Annotated in this window: 18 protein-coding genes; 11 read left to right on the forward strand and 7 right to left on the reverse strand. The window is 33.3% G+C overall.

The window, feature by feature from the left end; genetic code table 11:
- Nucleotides 1-63: 63 nt before the first annotated feature.
- Entirely contained in the window at nt 64-882 is an 819-nt protein-coding gene (locus HMPREF2881_RS03590) for an SDR family oxidoreductase (protein ID WP_002448573.1), read from the forward strand.
- 387 nt (nt 883-1,269) lie between these two features.
- Here the strand turns inward: HMPREF2881_RS03590 and HMPREF2881_RS03595 are convergent, their stop codons facing one another.
- Entirely contained in the window at nt 1,270-2,346 is a 1,077-nt protein-coding gene (locus HMPREF2881_RS03595) for a M42 family metallopeptidase (protein ID WP_002488779.1), read from the reverse strand.
- A 161-nt stretch (nt 2,347-2,507) separates the two neighbouring features.
- On the opposite strand from HMPREF2881_RS03595, the gene HMPREF2881_RS03600 reads away from it, so the two are divergent.
- Nucleotides 2,508-2,969 carry a DUF1307 domain-containing protein gene (locus HMPREF2881_RS03600; protein ID WP_083310072.1) on the forward strand — a complete coding sequence of 154 codons (462 nt, stop codon included), beginning with the start codon at nt 2,508-2,510 and terminating at the stop codon, nt 2,967-2,969.
- A gap of 53 nt (nt 2,970-3,022) precedes the next feature.
- Here the strand turns inward: HMPREF2881_RS03600 and HMPREF2881_RS03605 are convergent, their stop codons facing one another.
- Entirely contained in the window at nt 3,023-4,603 is a 1,581-nt protein-coding gene (locus HMPREF2881_RS03605; protein ID WP_002488773.1) for an FMN-binding glutamate synthase family protein, read from the reverse strand.
- 183 nt (nt 4,604-4,786) lie between these two features.
- Between HMPREF2881_RS03605 and lnsB the strand changes: the two genes are divergently transcribed.
- The 5 genes from lnsB to HMPREF2881_RS03630 all read left to right on the forward strand — a co-directional run bounded on the left by lnsB (nt 4,787) and on the right by HMPREF2881_RS03630 (nt 9,269).
- Entirely contained in the window at nt 4,787-5,569 is a 783-nt protein-coding gene (lnsB, locus tag HMPREF2881_RS03610; protein WP_002488738.1) for a CPBP family lipoprotein N-acylation protein LnsB, read from the forward strand.
- A 22-nt stretch (nt 5,570-5,591) separates the two neighbouring features.
- Nucleotides 5,592-6,401, forward strand: a complete 810-nt coding sequence (locus HMPREF2881_RS03615; RefSeq protein ID WP_002488724.1) for a CPBP family intramembrane glutamic endopeptidase — start codon at nt 5,592-5,594, stop codon at nt 6,399-6,401.
- A gap of 129 nt (nt 6,402-6,530) precedes the next feature.
- On the forward strand, nt 6,531-7,193 hold the full coding sequence (locus HMPREF2881_RS03620; protein ID WP_002448620.1) for an ABC transporter ATP-binding protein: 663 nt from the start codon (nt 6,531-6,533) through the stop codon (nt 7,191-7,193).
- The gene (gene fetB, locus HMPREF2881_RS03625; protein WP_002488808.1) at nt 7,186-7,962 is read left to right on the forward strand and encodes an ABC transporter permease; all 777 of its coding nucleotides are present in this window, start codon (nt 7,186-7,188) and stop codon (nt 7,960-7,962) included. The genes HMPREF2881_RS03620 and fetB overlap by 8 nt, the downstream gene beginning before the upstream one ends.
- A 131-nt stretch (nt 7,963-8,093) precedes the next feature.
- A complete protein-coding gene (locus tag HMPREF2881_RS03630) occupies nt 8,094-9,269 on the forward strand; it encodes an MFS transporter (protein WP_070653656.1) in 1,176 nt (391 codons plus the stop codon).
- A gap of 48 nt (nt 9,270-9,317) precedes the next feature.
- On the opposite strand, the gene HMPREF2881_RS03635 is transcribed toward HMPREF2881_RS03630, so the two are convergent.
- From HMPREF2881_RS03635 to HMPREF2881_RS03645, 3 genes are all read right to left on the reverse strand, one after another.
- Nucleotides 9,318-10,667: a carboxylesterase family protein gene (locus HMPREF2881_RS03635; protein WP_002454883.1), complete on the reverse strand. Its 1,350-nt coding sequence runs from the start codon at nt 10,665-10,667 to the stop codon at nt 9,318-9,320.
- A 102-nt stretch (nt 10,668-10,769) separates the two neighbouring features.
- Nucleotides 10,770-12,413, reverse strand: a complete 1,644-nt coding sequence (locus HMPREF2881_RS03640) for an APC family permease (RefSeq protein WP_002448541.1) — start codon at nt 12,411-12,413, stop codon at nt 10,770-10,772.
- A gap of 299 nt (nt 12,414-12,712) precedes the next feature.
- A complete protein-coding gene (locus tag HMPREF2881_RS03645) occupies nt 12,713-13,768 on the reverse strand; it encodes a 2,3-butanediol dehydrogenase (protein WP_002448606.1) in 1,056 nt (351 codons plus the stop codon).
- A 446-nt stretch (nt 13,769-14,214) separates the two neighbouring features.
- On the opposite strand from HMPREF2881_RS03645, the gene HMPREF2881_RS03650 reads away from it, so the two are divergent.
- Genes HMPREF2881_RS03650 through HMPREF2881_RS03665 form a run of 4 tightly spaced genes read left to right on the forward strand, consistent with a single transcriptional unit; the run spans nt 14,215 to nt 17,791 of the window.
- The gene (locus tag HMPREF2881_RS03650) at nt 14,215-15,513 is read left to right on the forward strand and encodes a betaine/proline/choline family ABC transporter ATP-binding protein (protein WP_002448357.1); all 1,299 of its coding nucleotides are present in this window, start codon (nt 14,215-14,217) and stop codon (nt 15,511-15,513) included.
- Entirely contained in the window at nt 15,513-16,148 is a 636-nt protein-coding gene (locus HMPREF2881_RS03655; protein ID WP_002448427.1) for an ABC transporter permease, read from the forward strand. Before HMPREF2881_RS03650 ends, HMPREF2881_RS03655 begins: the two co-directional genes overlap by 1 nt.
- Before the next feature lie 24 nt (nt 16,149-16,172).
- Complete coding sequence (locus tag HMPREF2881_RS03660) at nt 16,173-17,111, forward strand: osmoprotectant ABC transporter substrate-binding protein (protein WP_002488810.1); 939 nt, start codon at nt 16,173-16,175, stop codon at nt 17,109-17,111.
- A gap of 2 nt (nt 17,112-17,113) precedes the next feature.
- Nucleotides 17,114-17,791: an ABC transporter permease gene (locus HMPREF2881_RS03665; RefSeq protein WP_002448417.1), complete on the forward strand. Its 678-nt coding sequence runs from the start codon at nt 17,114-17,116 to the stop codon at nt 17,789-17,791.
- Nucleotides 17,792-17,854: 63 nt separating this feature from the next.
- Here HMPREF2881_RS03665 and lrgB read toward each other — a convergent pair whose 3' ends face one another.
- Complete coding sequence (gene lrgB / locus HMPREF2881_RS03670; protein ID WP_002448343.1) at nt 17,855-18,556, reverse strand: antiholin-like protein LrgB; 702 nt, start codon at nt 18,554-18,556, stop codon at nt 17,855-17,857.
- On the reverse strand, nt 18,556-19,011 hold the full coding sequence (lrgA, locus tag HMPREF2881_RS03675; RefSeq protein ID WP_002488774.1) for an antiholin-like murein hydrolase modulator LrgA: 456 nt from the start codon (nt 19,009-19,011) through the stop codon (nt 18,556-18,558). Before lrgA ends, lrgB begins: the two co-directional genes overlap by 1 nt.
- Nucleotides 19,012-19,204: the final 193 nt, after the last annotated feature.

Below are 19,204 nucleotides of genomic sequence, written 5' to 3' on the forward strand. Positions count from 1 at the left end.
CTAAACTGTTTAGTGGAAGAATAAGGTTGTATTAGAAAACAAGTTCACTAGGAGTGTGACAAGATGAAACGTTTAGAAGATAAAATTGCAGTCATCACAGGTGCAAGTACAGGTATTGGACAAGCATCAGCAAAAGTGTTAGCTAAAGAAGGGGCACATGTCTTAGCACTTGATATTTCAGATGAATTAGAAAAAACTGTAGATGATATTAATCAAGAAGGCGGTAAAGCGACAGCTTATAAAGTTGATATCTCTCAAGATCAACAAGTGAAAGATTTTGCTGAGAAAGTTAAACAAGACTATGGTCACATTGACATTATCTTCAACAATGCAGGTGTAGATAATGGGGCAGGACGTATTCATGAATATCCAGTTGAAGTATTTGATAAAATTATGTCTGTTGATATGAGAGGGACGTTCTTAGTAACGAAATTCTTATTACCATTAATGTTGGATAATGGTGGTTCAATCATTAATACAGCTTCATTCTCAGGACAAGCAGCAGACTTGTATCGTTCTGGTTATAATGCCGCTAAAGGTGGCGTCATTAATTTCACTAAATCGATTGCGATTGAATATGGACGTGAAAATATTCGTGCGAACGCGATTGCACCAGGTACCATTGAAACACCGCTTGTAGATCATTTAGCTGGTACATCTGAAGATGAAGCGGGTAAAACATTCCGCGATAATCAGAAATGGGTCACTCCACTTGGTCGTTTAGGACAACCTGAAGAAGTAGGTAAATTGGTTGCTTTCCTAGCATCAGATGATAGTTCATTTATTACAGGTGAAACGATTCGTATTGATGGTGGTGTGATGGCATACACTTGGCCTGGTGAAATGTTAAGTGAAGATAAATGGAAACATTCTGTAGAATAAATCATAATGGATATATTAGCGTTTAAGTGTGAGAGATGGCTTCAATGTGAAGCTGTCTCTTGTTTTTTATGTATTTAGATAAATTACCATATTTTATAAAAATGTTATAATGTTGATGTCGTCTTTCCTTTAGACGGTCGTACGTTTAAAGGGGGTGAAGTTATGACGTTAATATTTGTACTCGTTATCGCACCTATATTAAATAGGTGGCTCAATATATTGTTTGATTATTGGTTTGAACAATATAAGAATAAAAAAGACGGCAGATAATCCAATACACAAAGAACCCCTAGTCTAGGGCAATAGACTAGGGGTTCGTATCGTTATGACGTTAATACTCGTTAATGTGATATTAACATAAGTAGATGTAATATTTCAATATTCAAATTACCATTTGATTTGATTGTACGTTTGGTCATTTAAAGAACGTACAATTTCAGTGATTAGTCGTACTGAATTTTCATAATCATCTGTATGGAGAACAGATACATTTGAGTGCATATAGCGTAATGCTACACCGATGGCAATTGTTGGAATACCATCGTTAGCAACATGGATACTACCAGCATCTGTACCACCGCGTGGTGTTGTATCCCATTGAACAGTAATATAATGTTTTTTTGCCACTTCTTTAATATGTTGACGTAAGCCTTGATGTGCCACATTTGAAGCATCCATTAAAATAATGACTGGACCGTCACCAATGGCTGTATCACTACCATATTGTGCCATTCCAGGTGTATCGTATGCGACCGCAACGTCGACTGCGATAGCTAAATCGGGGTTGATTTTATTTGCTGCGACTTTAGCGCCACGTAAACCAACTTCTTCTTGTACAGTACCACCTGCATATAAATTAATACCAATCGATTCATCTTTAAGATTGTTAAGTACGTCAATAGCCAGTGCACAACCGTATCGATTATCAAATGCTTTGGCAGTTAAATATTTACCATTTGCAAGTTGTTCAAACTCACTATAAGGTGTAATCATATTTCCAATTTCAATACCGTATTGTTCAGCATCTGCTTTACTTCTAACACCAATATCAATAAACATGTCTTTAATATCGATAGACTTTTTGCGTGCATCTGGTTCGAGTACATGTGGAGGTTTAGAACCAATGATACCTCGTATCTCTTTACCATCGTCAGTCGTGATGGTTACTTTTTGAGATAACATCACTTGACTCCACCAACCGCCAATAGGTTGGAATTTAATAAACCCGTTATTGTCAATTTTAGTGACGATGAATCCAATTTCATCTAAATGACCAGCTAACATTAATGATTTAGATCCCGTTTTACTTTCCTTTTTACCAAAGATACCACCCAAACCATCTTCGATAATCTCATCACTAATCGGTGTTAAATAGTCTCGCATTTTTTCTTTAACGTGGTATTCATAACCAGCGATACCATTAACATCTGTTAATGTTTTTAGTAATTCGATAGATTCTTTCATACAATGAGTCCTCCTAAAAACGTCGTTAAGTATATTGTAGCATGGATAAAATGAATTTTATGAAAAATAGTTTATCATATCTATGTAAATTAAATGTATCCTATTCATAGTTAGTAAGTGATATAATTTGTGTAAAATTAAATATGGGGAAGTAGATGAGTATGATGAAAAAAGTCTTAACATTATTTGGGTTGTTAGTGTTAAGTGTGAGTATATTAGGAGCTTGTAATCAATCACGTTCAAAAACATACGAAGGTGATATTAATGGTAAGCATGTTCTTACAACATTAACTTATAAAAATAATAAAGTGATTAAACAATCAACTGTCAGTACGTTAAAATATGAGGATCTCGGAATGTCTAAACAAGAAGGTAAAACATCTTTTAAAGATTATCGTTCATTAAAAGGAAAAAAGGGTGTAACATATACGCTAAGTAGTAAGCATCAAAAAATAGTTGAAAATATAGATATTGATTATAACAAAGCAAATTTAAAAGACGTTAGTCGTTACTTTGCATTAGCACATTATTCTAAAAACTATAAAAAAGTAACAATGGATGGTACGGTCAAAGAACTTAAAAAAATTGGATTCCAGAAAAAAAGCAATATGAATGAAGAATAATATAAAAGTGAGACAACCATTGGCTTAGATGGATTGTCTCACTTTTTTGTTGACTATTGAATAAGTTTTAATTTATAACTTGCAATATCTTCAATATGTCCATTTTTTCTTTTAATCACAATATGATCTTCTGTAATTTCGTTTGGGCTTTTAACACCTACTGCAGCCGCAACATTAAATAATCCTTCATGTAAACTCGTCACATAGTTTGTGACACGATATTGCTTTTCTTCAACAATTAAAGCTTTTTCTTTTTTAGGATCAGTTGTTGCGACGCCAACTGGGCAAGTATTTAAATGACATTGTTGACTCATAATGCAACCAATGCTAATCATCATACCTCTTGCAATATTACATAAATCAGCACCAAGTCCAAGTGCAATGGCTACTTTATCAGGTGTAATAAGTTTTCCAGATGCGAATATCTTCATATATTTGCGTGCATCATAACGTTCTAAAACACCAGTAACGATTGGAAGGGCAGTAAAAAGTGGGAGACCAACACCATCTTGTAATTCTTGGAATGTTGCGCCAGTTCCACCTTCACCACCATCAACAGTAATAAAGTTTGGATAAATAGCTAGGTTAATCATTTCTTGAACAAGGGCTTCAACTTCATCAACTCTGCTTACAACAATTTTAAAGCCTACAGGTTTCTGACCGAGCTTTTGCAACTTAGCTACAAATTCTAATAATTCTTTCGGATTATTAATGAAATCGAAACGGTTAGGCGAGTTGACGGTCTGATAGGGTTCAATATGACGAATTTTAGCAATTTCTTCTGTAACTTTATTGCCCTCCATATGACCACCACGTGTCTTAGCACCTTGTGCAAGCTTAATTTCAAATGCTTTAACTTCTTTATAGTTTGCCACATTTAAGAAAGCTTCTTCACTAAAACCACCGTCTTTATCTCTCACGCCGAATAAACCTGGTCCAATTTGATAGATAATATCGCAGCCACCTTTAAGATGATATTCAGATAATCCACCTTCCCCTGTATTCATCCATGTGCCAGCACGTGCAAGTCCTTGAGATAATGCAGTGATCGCGCGACCACCTAATGAGCCATAACTCATACCAGATTGGCCTACTAAACGTTTAATTTTAAAGGGATGTGCTAATTCTTCGCCTATAATAACTGCATGATCATCTGATAAATAATAAGGATCGATGTGTTTGTTCTCACGATGCTCTTCACGCTTAAACAATCGTTCATTATCGATTGAATAAATAAATGTTGAAATCATTGAATGGTTATCAATTTGAAGTTCTGATTTTTGTAATGGAAACATAGCGTTTCGAATATAAAAGCCTTCTTCATAGATTTTTTCTGTACCAAAACTAGTCATTCTTGAATGATATTTACTTGCTAAAACGATATCAGTATATTGATTTCTTGAAAATGGTTTTCCTTCGGTATCATTTGCAAATAAATATTGACGTAATTCTGGTCCTATTTTCTCTGAAAAGTAACGTACTCTGCCTAATACAGGAAAGTTACGTAACACACTATGTTGTTCTTGTCTTTTATCTTTGAATAAAAGAAATAATCCAACCATTAATATAGAAAGTAACACCATCATAATAAGAATATTAACTATAAATTGCATGACAGTAAGTAATGTTGTCATGCCCATCCCCCCTCAATTCCCTTTATACTGTAAATCTTACATCAAAAAATTTTATTTACAAATAAAAATAAATAGATTTAATATTTATCTTTAAATATCAAATAAGGGAAAAGTTAGAATCCCTTATGACAATAATGTGTTTAAATGATAAAGTACTATATGCGTAGATAGTTGAGGTGATATATGAAAAAAGAAAAAGATGTGATTACACAAGTGGTATCAAAAAATCGATGGAGTAGTCCTAAAATAATAAAAAAGGATTTTCTACTCATTCCTTTATTTATCTTTTTCCAAATTTTAACGCCTATTATTATTGTTTTTGGCGTATTAGGTGTAACGGCTATGGTTACCCAACAACCACCGCCATCTTATTTATATAATGTGATGCTAAGTTTAAGTTTTGTGATTGCTCAATTTATTGTGTTAGGATTATTTTTCACATTACATAAGTTTTATATTGCGAATGTTGTACGACGACAATATCGTATTGCGATTCATCAGTATTTGAAATTTATGATCATCATCGTAATGGTTAGTGTGATGTTATATTATGGTTTTAATGCATTGGCACACATATTACCGCATCCTTTTGGCTATGTAGACACACAAGCACAACGTCGTTTAGAAGGATTGTTTATTCATCCAAGTGCGCTGATATTCACTTTTATTTCAGTAGTATTATTACGCCCCTTAATTGATGAGTTACTATTTCGTCATCTGTTGATTCATGAATTAGGTAAAAAATTTAATCTTTTAGTAATGATGATTGTTAGTGTGTTAATAGAAACTATTGTTCAAGTATATGATTTAATTTCAATATTGGAAGCCATCCCTTACATGATTATTTCAATAGGTGCAGTGATGGTATATATGAAAAGTGGGAAAAATTTAGTAGCCTCCTATCTTTATCATAGTACTGTACAATTCATCATATTTATTATTACAATGATTGATAAGCTTGTTTAAATAGAAAGAATAGGAGAGTTATATGACTTCGGAACATAATGATACATATTACCAAACCTCAGAACAGCGACCGATAAGAAATGAATTTGATTCAAAACGTATTGTTAAACGTGATTTTTGGCTCATACCTACATACTTAGTCATGAATATTGTTTTTCCATTGATTCTTACATTTATTGTGATGGCAATGATTTCAGGCATCACAGGTGGTCATATATCGGAAAGTAAATTTACAAAATATTATTTAGGATACGCGCAAGTCTTTACGTTAATTGGTCAATGTCTTGTATTATTAGTCTTTTATTTAATGCATCGCAAAACCATTATTCCTATTGCCATCTCACGTTTTAAAGCTTTAAAAAAACATATTCCACTCATTATTATTGTGATGGTGGCCCTTTATGTATTACAAGGTGTATATGGTTATTTAGTAGAATTTTTACCGAAACAATATCAGTTTGATGATACAGAAAATAACAAAATGATTATTAAAATGTTTGAAATCAATTGGCTTTGGCCTGTTTTATTTTTAGATATTGTGATTATTACACCTGTTGTAGAAGAATTATTATTCAGACATTTGTTAATTCATGAGTTAGGTAAAAAATTAACGTATGGTGTGATGTATGTCGTGTCAGTACTCGGATTTGCAGGATTACATATGACAAGTGCATCATCACCATTTGAAGTTGGTCCTTATATAATTATGGCTACAGGATTTGTTGTGGCATATCACTTAAGTGGTCGAAATTTAGCGATGACAATTACCCTTCATATGATAAATAACTTTGTTTCTTTTATAGCGATTATGATGAGTATCATTTGGGGTTAAGGGTAAGAGGTAGAGTCATTGAAATTCAAAAAATAGTAACATTGAATTTCATTACTTTGCCTCTTTTTTTGTTATGATAAAAAAGAATATGTCATCCCATTAAAGAGTAAAGATAAGGAGGAAGTGCTTGTGTTATTAGAAGTAAAACATCTGACCTACAAAGCCGATCAACGAACGATACTCAATAATATTAATTTTAAATTAGATCAAGGTGAAACCGTTGCAGTGGTTGGTCCTTCTGGAAGCGGAAAAAGTACATTCTTAAAGCAACTCAACAATTTAATTAGTCCGACTGAAGGAGAATTATTATTTAAAGGAAAACCATATGATGAGTACAGTCCTGAAGAATTACGTTCTAAAATTAGTTACATGATGCAACAAAGTGAATTATTTGGAACGACAGTAGAAGATAATATGGCTTTCCCAGCATTAACGCATCATGATCAATTTGATGAAGATAAAGCGAATGATTTACTTAATAAAGTCGGCTTGTCAAACTATAGTCTAGATTCAAAAGTAGAACATATGTCTGGGGGAGAACGTCAACGTATTGCTATTGCACGCCAGTTAATGTATCAACCAGAAATATTACTTCTAGATGAATCAACGAGTGCACTTGATACGCAAAATAAAGAAAAAATTGAAGATATTATCTTTAAATTAGCAGATGAAGGCGTCGCTATATTATGGATTACGCATAGTAATGATCAAAGTATGAGAAACTTCCAAAGAAGAATTACTATTAAAGATGGTCAGATTACAAATGAGGAGGTGTTAAGTCATAATGAGTAATACAGCGCTTTGTTTAACAGCATTATTATTATTAATTCCTATTATTATTTCATATAAAGAAGGCTTACATATTATCAAAGATTTAGTCGTCGCTTCGATTAGAGCGGTGGTTCAATTATTAATTTTAGGATTGATATTAGAATATATTTTTAAAATTGATCAAGTATGGATATTATTGATTGCAGTATTAGTCATTATTATTAACGCTTCTTGGAATACAATTCATCGTGCATCGCCTGTTATGCATCATGTGTTTTGGATTTCTTTTGTTTCTATATTTATATCAACAGCAATTCCATTAGCATGTACAGTGCTTGCTGGTGCCATCGATTTTAAAGCAAATGATGTCATTCCTATCGGTGGTATGCTTGCAAATAATGGTTTAATTGCCATTAATTTGGCATATCAAAATTTAGATCGGGCGTTCGTTCGAGATGTAGATGATATTGAATCTAAGTTAACATTAGCAGCAACGCCAAAGCTTGCATCTAAAGGGGCGATTCGTGAAAGTATTCGTTTGGCGATTGTTCCAACAATCGATTCTGTAAAAACATATGGGTTAGTGTCTATTCCGGGTATGATGACAGGATTAATTATTGGAGGTATGGCACCATTACAAGCCATCAAATTCCAATTACTTGTTGTATTTATTCATACTACTGCAACGATTATGTCTGCATTGATTGCAACGTATTTAAGTTATGGTCAATTCTTTAATGCACGTCATCAACTCGTAGCACGTACAACGAATATAAAAGACAATAACTAAATCTCAATGACACATTTTTTCGCACAAAAGTTTAAGAAATTATTATATAATGAAACAGTTACGAATGATAAAGGTTACCATTGCGTAACTGTTTTTTTATACCAAAATATAGAAAGAAAGGAGTTCTATGCATGTCTGTCATGCGAGTGGCAACCTTCATTATTAGTGTGTTTATCGTCGGTATGGTTGAGATGATGGTTGCAGGAATTATGAATTTAATGAGTGGAGATCTCGGTGTCTCTGAAGCGATTATTGGTCAGCTTGTGACTTTATATGCATTAACCTTCGCTATTTGTGGACCCATACTTGTTAAGCTTACGAATCGCTTTGCAGTACGACCGGTCTTATTATGGACACTCGTTGCATTTATTATCGGAAATGCCATGATTGCGATGGCGCCTAACTTTACTATTTTAGTGATTGGACGTATCTTATCTTCAGCAGCAGCGTCACTCATTATTGTTAAAGTCTTAGCTTTAACAGCGATGTTAACGATACCTAAAAATAGAGGGAAAATGATTGGTGTCGTTTATACTGGATTTAGTGGGGCTAACGTATTTGGCGTCCCAATCGGTACGATGATTGGGGATGCAATAGGTTGGAGATTTACGTTCTTATTTATTATTATTGTGAGTGTGATAGCCGGTGTACTGATGATGGTGTATTTACCATCAACATCAGAATTAAATCAAGTTCAACGTCAATGGGGTTCAACTTCAAATAAACAGCTAAATACATCTAAAATTTTAAGACCAGCGGAGGTAGTCAAATATTTAACGATTACTTTTTTAATTTTAGTAGCAAATTCTGTGACATTTGTATATATTAATCCTCTTATTTTGAATAATGGTCATCAAATGGGATTTGTATCATTGGCGTTATTAGTGAATGGGATTGCAGGGGTGATTGGTACGTCGTTAGGTGGCATATTAGCAGATAAACTTAGCAGTAAACGTTGGCTAATCATTGCCTTTTCTATTTTTATAGTTATGATGTTGATAATGAATCTTATTTTGCATACTGTTACCCTATTATTAATTGGATTGTTTATATGGAATATTGTACAGTGGAGTACCAATCCAGCAATTCAAAGTGGTATGATTGAACATGTTGAAGGTGATACGAGTCAAGTGATGAGTTGGAATATGTCGAGTCTGAATGCGGGAATAGGATTTGGAGGCATTATTGGAGGACTCGTTGTTTCAAATATCTCTGTTCAAGCAGTCACGATTGTGAGCGCGATGGTTGGAGCTATGGGTCTTATTATTGTCTTAAGTTTAAAAAATATGTCTTATATGAGAAATTAAGGAGGAAGTGGAACAGAATTCATTTTGAATTCATTGTTCCGCTTCTTTTTATTTATATATATAACAATAAGGTGTTTGAGGAGAATAAGATGGCCACGGCATAGTGTGGTATGTCGCAAAATAGATTAAATCATCTATCATGTGTTTACTGAGATGACGTTCATGTTCTAATGAGTTCACACCATGCGCTTTTAAAATCTCTAATTTTCCAAACCAAAACACTAAATCTAAAATATGATAAGCAGATTGAAACGGTGATGCATTAGAAAGGCACCAATCAAAACGTAATTTCCAACAATGGGGATTGTTGTCAAGTTGATTTAAAAATGAAATTGCAGGTGTTTCGAAATAATGAGTTGTCACCATACGGGCTTGGTCTTTACCAGTTTGAGCTTGGGAAATGTGAAGGTGTATATCATTTAATTTCATGACTTCCACAAAGCGCTCAGATGATAGTTTTCTAGATTCATTACGAATATAGATATTGCCTTCTTCTTTCGTAGTACCTATAACAACCGGTTTAGTAAATTGAGAAAGAGGACGAGACATGTTTGACTCTTGAATAGGTGCATAAATCAATTCAAGACCTTTTGATTTTCCGCGTGATGCTTCATCATAAGCCATTAATGATAATATATCTAAAGTTGTTAAGTGAGTCATTCTTTTTTTAGGAAAATAAGCATCTTTCAGATAGGCAAAATGGGCTGCTTTCTTTTGTCCTAATAAATGAGAATCAAGACGTAGCGTTCCACTTAATAACATCACTTGATGATAGTATTTATCTAATTCTGGTCGTTGCATTAATGCCATAATACTCATACTGCCAGCAGACTGTCCCATTAATGTTATATTGTTTGAATCTCCACCGAAATAGTTAATAAACGTATGTACCCATTTGAGTGCATTAATTTGATCAGACAAACCATTGTTTTTATTATAATCGCTATTGAAGTAAGACCAGTCTAAAAACCCTAAAGCACCTAAACGATAATTAAACGTAATGACAATGACATCATGTTGTGCAACAATATGTTCAGGTGTATAAAGTTCCTGAGAACCATGTCCGTTCACAAAGCCACCACCATAAAAATAGATAATGACAGGCTTATTTTTATATTGATTATTTTGACACCAAATATTTAAATATAAACAGTCTTCACTTTGATTAAATAATTGAGCATGTGATGAGAAGAAGGTTTCGAGTTTGTTATGTGGTTGTGGTGGTATAGATTTAAATGATGTTGCTTCAATGGTCTTTTCCCAAGTTTTTAAGCATTTCGAGTGTTTAAATCGATGTTCATTGATAGGTTTATCAGCATAAGGAATCCCGAGAAAGTAATTAATTTTCCCTTTAGTATAGCCTTTAATATCTCCGCCATGTGTTTTAATTAAAGTCAACAGTATCATCTCCATACTTATCTTATATCTAATATAACATTAAAAAAAAACGTCTGAAGCAAGATGAGACTATTCTCTAACTTGTTTCAGACGTTTGAATGATTATTCGTTACCTTTAGCAGCTGCTTCAGCTTCTTCTGGTGAGCCATCTTTCATTTTTTTATTGATTTTCTTAGCACGTTTGAAGTAAATACTATTGAAGTGACTTGAAGAACCAATTTTATAAAAAATGAGGGACAACACAATAATAGCAATAAAGTCATATGGGTAGTGAATCCAGTTCATACCTTTAAATTCTTTACTACCTATAAATGACATAGCAGCTAATAAAATAAGATAGACAATAATCCATAAGCTACCGCCAATTTGCTTTTTAGTATTTTTCCAATTCATTTTATATTCATAGAAGAAGTAAATTGGTAAACCTAAAATAATAATTAAAATAACTTCTGCTGTAGTAGGCCACATTGCCCAATAAATGGCCAGTGATGCTAATACGAATGATAAAGGTGCCATGATTTTTAATAATTTACCACGGAAGGGACGATGCAATTTAGGTCCCATTTTACGTAACGCAATAACGGTAGTAGGACCTGTAAGATAGGCTACTAATGTTGCAGTTGAAATAACAGCTGCAAGTACCCCCCAATCGCGGAATAACGTTACCATGATAATACTCATGACAGCATTAAATGCAATCGCAACACGTGGAATATTATATTTTGAATTAATTTTTCCTAAGAATTTAGGAATATGACCATTTTTTTCCATAGCGCTTAATACGCGACCAGTAATGGCTACAAATGATACACCAGTACCAAATGGAGATACTACGGCTTCAATATAAAGTAAAATGGCTAACCAATTAATACTTAATAAAATTGCCATGTCTGCAAATGGTGAATTAAAGTTAATACCGTGCCAACCATGTGAATGAATCATTGATTGTGGCATTGAAGTGATAAATGTACTTTGTAAGATAATATATAAAATTGCACTTAATGTTAGTGAAATGCCGATACCACGTGCAATGTTTTTCTCAGGATTTTTAATTTCTGAGCCCATATTAATGATCGTTTGGAATGCATTAAATGAGAAGATAATACCTGATGTTGTTGTTGCTGCAAAGATAGGTGCACTACCATATGGCATAAATGTATTCAAGGAATGACCATAGTTTCCTGCATCAAACCCTGAGAGCGTTAACATAATAATTGTTAGGAGTGGTACACCTAATTTAAATACAGAAATTAAACTTGTAAATGATGTTAATAATTTTACAGACCAATAATTTAATAATGAAAAGACAATGATGATAATGTAAACAACAAATAAACCAATTGTACTTACAGAACCATTATGCATCAATGCCTGAGTTGGCTTAGCCCAGTCCCAAGGCCAAGAGCTTATATATTGGACTGCAGATACTGCTTCAATTGGAATAATCGTTACGAGTGACACCCAATTTGCCCATGCAGCAATGAAGCCAAGTAATGACCCATGTGTATATTGAGCATAGTTACTCATTCCACCGGATTGTGGAAACATTGTTCCTATTTCAATATAGTTATAAGAAATCGTTCCAATAACTATGAAGCCTATGACCCATGAGATAATGGCTGCTGGTCCAGCTACTGAAGATGCTTCCCATGCTCCAAAGAGCCAACCAGAACCAATTAACGAACCTAAACCGAGTAACACAAGCTGCGTTAGGCTAATTTTATTATCGCTTTTATTCTTTCCCATAAATACTCCTTTTAATTTATTTTATTTTTTATAAAAAAAAACACGATATAATTATACGCTTATCATTTAATTAGTCAAACTAAATATTTAATAGATTTCAAAATATTATTAAAAGGAGTTTATTAAATTTTTTCTATAATATAATGGTGATAATGTTATGAAAAAGTATGTAGTGAAACCGATGTAGAAAGAGAATAAATGATAAATAAAAATAGAGATGATAGGCATAGAATCGTATGATTTGAAATAATACAAAAAACCCTGTAAAGAAAACTTCTTTACAGGGTTAAAACATTTAATTAATATTTTTGGTCACCATTTAATTTAACTAGGATTTTAGCTTGTGATTTATCATTAACTAATTGATTGAATCCTGATTCAACGATGTCAGCTAATTCAATTTTATCTGTTACAACGCTCTTAACATCTAAGCTACCATTTGCGATTAAATCAATTGTTTGTTGGAATGTTGTTGGTGTATAAGCAATAGTAGACGTTAATTTAACACCAGAGTTTGTCAATAACATTGGATCAAAGTTAACTTCGTGTGCAAAGATTGAAACAATGACAACACTACCTCTTGGGCGTGTTACTTTTACTGATTGTGCTAATGTTACGCCAACACCAGCTACTTCAAATGTTACATCTACACCGTTTTCAGTGTGTTCGTTTACGAATTCTAGTGGATCAGTATGACCAGAGTTTACAACGTGAGTTGCGCCCACCTCTTTAGCTTTAGCTAAACGTTCTTCTGATAAATCAAATACAAAGATTTTACTAGCACCAGCTGCTTTAGCTGCAACGACTGTTAATAAACCAATTGGACCTGCACCAAAGATAGCCACTGTATCACCAAATAATAAGTTACCTTCTTTAACAGCTTGCACTGCTACTGCTGTTGGTTCAACTAATGCACCTTCTTGAGCAGACACATTTTCAGGTAAGTGATACACATTGTCTTCAGGTGCATTAGTAAATTCAGCGAAACCACCATCTGAACCCAATCCGATGAATGTATACCCATCATATAAATCTAAATTTTCTTCTTTTTCACGTGCAGAAACAGTTGGGTTTACAACGACACGGTCGCCTTTTTTATATTTTGTAACGTCTTTCCCCACTTCTTCAACGATACCTGAGAATTCATGTCCTAAAGTTACAGGTGCTTTTTGACCTAAGAATGGATCAGGTTTGTCAGTTGAAATAAATACTGGACCTTCTAAATATTCGTGTAAGTCAGTACCACAAATACCAGCCCAAGATACTTTAACTTTTACCTCGTTATCTTTTAATTCTTTTGGTTCACGATCTTCAACGCGAACATCTTTTTGACCATACCATACTGCTGCTTTCATGATATATAACATCCCTTTCATAATAAAAACACTTTACAATTATAGATTAATACGAGTAACTCAGAAATTCAAATATATATAAACGAATTGTTACACACTTTAGAATAATTTGACAATTTTGCGAATTTTAATTGTAGGCAATATAAAAAGGTTAGAATGTACTGTCTACAATGAATAGTTGTATATAAGGAATATTAAAATTAAAAACTTAAAAAAATAATTAGGTAAAAAAATTAATTATTACGTATAAATAATGTTTCAAAAAATTATAAAGGGTATATAAGTATAGGTGGTGGAATTTTAACGATTTCTATTAAAATTCAATTTTTTAAAACTTTATTACGCAATGGCCATATGGTTCTTGATTGAGACAATCAAAAATAGAATACTTTGGCTTTTTTGTATTTAAAATTTTCCATCATTAATACGATAGAAGGGGACATCCTATGACGCTTAGTATAAAGAACCTTACTAAAATTTATTCTGGAAATAAGAAAGCAGTCGATAATATTTCTTTAAATATTGAAGCTGGAGAATTTGTTGCATTTATTGGAACAAGTGGTAGTGGTAAAACAACAGCATTAAGAATGATTAATCGCATGATTGAACCTACAGAGGGTTCAATTGAAATGAATGGTAAAGATGTACGTAGCATGAATCCAGTAGAATTACGTCGTAGTATTGGATACGTGATTCAACAAATTGGATTAATGCCACATATGACTATCAGAGAAAATATTGTGCTCGTTCCAAAACTTTTAAAATGGTCTAAAGAAAAGAAAGATGCTAAAGCAAAAGAGTTGATTAAATTAGTCGATTTACCTGAGGATTATTTAGATCGTTATCCGTCTGAACTGTCGGGTGGACAACAACAACGTATTGGTGTAGTTAGAGCGCTTGCAGCAGAACAAGACATTATTTTGATGGACGAACCGTTCGGTGCATTAGATCCTATAACTAGAGATACGTTACAAGATTTAGTTAAAGATTTACAAAAAAAGTTAGGAAAAACGTTTATTTTTGTAACTCATGATATGGATGAAGCGATTAAGCTAGCAGACAAAATTTGTATTATGTCGAAAGGCCAGATCGTTCAATATGATACACCGGACAATGTTTTAAGATATCCAGCAAATGATTTTGTTAGAGAATTTATTGGACAAAATAGACTGATTCAAGATCGACCAAACATGAGAACGGTTGAAGATGCAATGATCAAACCCATTACGATTCAAGCTGACGATTCTCTTAATGATGCAGTCAATATTATGAGAAACCATCGTATAGACACTATTTTTGTAGTGAATAATAAACATCGTCTTTTAGGTTTTTTAGATATTGAAGATATAAATCAAGGATTACGTCAAGGTAAAGAATTAATTGATACGATGCAGCGTGATGTTTATAAAGTACATATCGATTCAAAACTACAAGATTCAGTACGAACTATTTTAAAGCGTAATGTACGTAATGTGCCTGTAGTAGATGATCATCATACATTAATTGGACTGATTACACGAGCAAACTTAGTAGATATTGTGTATGACTCCATTTGGGGTGAAGAGAATGAAACGAGTCACTCTTCTAAAACCTATTCAAATGAAGTTGAGCGAGAGAATGAACGTCAAAATGAAACGCAACAACGTTTAACATCGCAAGGTACACAACGTTATCATGAAGATATTATGAACGGAACAGATAGAGAACATACCCATCATACGGATGATACGGGAGTGGATCGTTAATGAGAGACTTTTTTGCACAATACGGAGAAGAACTCGTATCGAAAACGATAGAACATTTCTATATTTCTATTATTTCGTTACTTATTGCTATTGTCGTAGCTGTACCACTTGGTATTTTATTATCAAAAACAAAACGTACGGCGAATGTTGTATTGACTATTGCAGGTGTACTTCAAACGGTACCAACACTTGCCATTTTAGCGCTTATGATTCCAATTTTTGGTGTAGGCAAGACACCAGCAATTGTAGCTTTATTTATCTATGTATTATTACCTATCTTAAATAATACAGTATTAGGCGTTCAAAATATTGATAAAAACATTATTGAAGCTGGAACAAGTATGGGGATGACAAAACTTCAATTAATGAAAGATGTGGAATTACCCCTTGCCTTGCCATTAATTATTAGTGGTATACGTTTATCAAGTGTGTATGTCATTAGTTGGGCTACACTTGCGAGTTACATTGGTGCAGGTGGTTTAGGTGATTTAGTATTTAATGGATTAAACTTATATGAACCGCCAATGATCATTAGTGCCGCTATTTTAGTAACGTGTCTAGCACTACTTATTGATTTCTTATTATCTTTAGTTGAAAAATGGGCTGTGCCTAAAGGACTTAAAGTATCTAGATAGTTTAAAAGGGAGGAATGAACAGCTATGAAAAATATTAAATATATATTTATCGTTCTTGCATTGTCTCTCGTAGTATTATCTGGATGCGGGTTACCCGGTTTAGGTGACAGTAATTCGAAAGACAGTGTGAAAATCACATCAACTGAAACTAGTGAAACCAAGATTATGGCAAATGTTGAAAAATTAATGATTGAGCATTATACAAATGGAGAAGTTAAGCCTTCAATTATTGGCAATTTAGGTTCAAGTATTATTCAACATAATGCACTTATGCGTGGAGATGCTAATATGTCAGCAGTTCGTTACACAGGTACAGAATTGACTAGTGTACTCGATGCACCACCCACAAAGGATACTAAAAAAGCAATGGATGAGTCGCAGCGATTATTTAAAGAGAAATATGACCAAAAATATTATAATTCTTTTGGATTTGAAAACACATATGCATTTATGGTCACACAAGAAGTTGCTGATAAATATCATTTAGAAAAAGTATCAGATTTAAAAAAATATAAAGATGAATTAAGTTTAGGTATGGATACGCAATGGATGAACCGTGCTGGAGATGGATATCCAGCTTTCCAAAAAGACTATGGTTTTAAGTTCAAAAGTGCACGTCCAATGCAAATTGGTTTAGTGTATGATGCACTTAAAAACAAAAAATTAGATGTTGCTGTTGGTTACTCCACAGACGGCCGTATTGCGGCATATAATTTGAAAATTTTAAAAGATGACCGTAGCTTTTTCCCTCCATATGATGGCAGTCCATTAGTTACAGAAGAATTAATTAAAGAGCATCCTGAAATTGATAAAGCATTGACAAAATTAGAAGATACAGTAAGTACAAAAGAAATGCAAAAACTGAATTATGAAGCAGATGGAAAGGGAAAAGAACCAGCCGTCATTGCAGAAGAATTTGTTAAAAAACATAACTATTTTGAAGATAAGAAAGGTGGTCAATAACAGTGAAAGGGAATGTGTTAAGTTCGCTTTATGAATATTACACTTTGAATTTTGGCTATCTGATGGAACTCTTTTTTAAACATTTATTAATGTCTATATATGGAGTATTGTTTGCCTGTATTATTGGCATTCCAATTGGTATTTTAATTGCGCGTTATTCAAAAATAGCATGGCCAGTGATTACTATTGCTAATATTATTCAAACTGTGCCAGCTATTGCAATGCTTGCCATACTTATGTTGGCGTTAGGACTCGGTCCATCAACAGTTGTATTTGCAGTATTTTTATATGCCTTGCTACCGATCATAAAAAACACCTACACAGGTATTACAGAAGTTGACTACAATATTAAAGACGCAGGTAAAGGTATGGGAATGACTAATAACCAAGTTATGCGTATGATTGAGCTTCCACTATCGCTATCTGTAATCATCGGTGGTATTCGTATTGCACTTGTTGTAGCAATAGGAATTGTTGCTATTGGTTCATTTATTGGTGCACCGACGCTAGGAGACATTATTATTCGTGGAACGAATTCTACTGATGGTACAGTCTTTATTCTTGCAGGTGCGATTCCAATTGCATTAATTGCGATTTTAATTGATATTGGTCTACGTTTATTAGAGAAAAAATTAGATCCCACACATCGTTCTAGTAAACAAGTACAAAGTTTAAGATAAATTAAAAGCGTTGCTTAGACGATGACTAAGTTGTTACTTAGTTCGTCAGCAACGCTTTTTTTATTAGAATAATAGTGAAGCAAGTGGTGGTACGATTACAACAATAATCACACCTACAATTACTACTGCAATACTTCCCATTGATTCTTCTGTTTCTCCTAGTTCTTTAGCAGCGGCAACACCAAGTGTGTGTCCACTTGTACCAAGAGCTAAACCACGTGCAATTGGATTTGAAATTTTAAACATTTTTACAATTTTTCCACCTAATGCTGAAATAACGACAGCGTTAAGGATAACTGCTAATGATGTTAATTCTTTTACACCACCGATACCGTCAGATACTGGTAAGGCAATCGCAGTTGTTGCAGCTTGAGGTAACATAGACGCACTAATTTGATCACCTAAGTGGAATAATGTTGCAACTAAATAGATTAAGATTAAAGCTACTAGTGTACCCACAGCAATACCACCAAAAATTTGTAACCAATACTTTCTAAGTACTTGACGTTTTTTATAAAGTGGAATCGCGAAACTAATTGTTGCAGCTTCTAAGAAGAAGTTGATAATATCTCCACCAATTTTATAGTTATCATAACTAATACCTGTTACTTTTAAAAAGACAATTCCTGCCACCATCGCTACAAATAAAGGTGCCAGTAGGAAAAAGCCATTTGTTTTTTTATAGAAATATTGTGCAATAATATATGGAATTAATGAGACTAAAATACCAAAATAAGGTGTTGTAATACCTAAGTGATCAGCCATTAGTTTTCCTCCTTAAGTCGTGTTTTTTCATTTTGTTCTTCAGTAGGGAATAATGTTTTTGTTACAAATAATTGTGATACATAGCCCACACTGACTAATAATAATAATGTTGAAATAATAATTAATAGAATAATTAAAATTGGATGTTGACTTAAAAGTGGTAACGAATTAATAACTGATACACCGGCTGGTACGAATAAGAAGCCGATATTATTTGTTAGAGCGGTCCCCACACCCTCTACTTGACGTAATTTTACGACTCCTGCACTTAATAAAATAAATAATAATACGAGTCCGATTACCGATGCAGGCATTGGAAACGGAATAAATGATTCAATAATTTTTGAAACAAATAATACAGCAACAATAGTTAATACTTGGATAAAGAAATTGTAAGTTTTACCTGCTTTCTTATCTCTCTGAGTATTAGCGGTAGTTGAATTGTTTTTCGCCATATTGATACTCTCCCTCTTTTTCTTTTCTCTTGATGGTAGTATAAAATGAAAACGCTTTCTTGAGTTGAATTTAGAAGTGAGTTACGAAAATTAATAGGTGAGTTGCAGTATTTCCCAGTTGAAAATCAGAAAGTGTTTATAGAACAACAAATAAGCTATGAGGTCATTAAAAAAGCTTTTAATCTAACACTTG

The sequence above is a fragment of the Staphylococcus sp. HMSC057A08 genome (assembly GCF_001812925.1).
Classification (GTDB): Bacteria; Bacillota; Bacilli; order Staphylococcales; family Staphylococcaceae; genus Staphylococcus; species Staphylococcus hominis.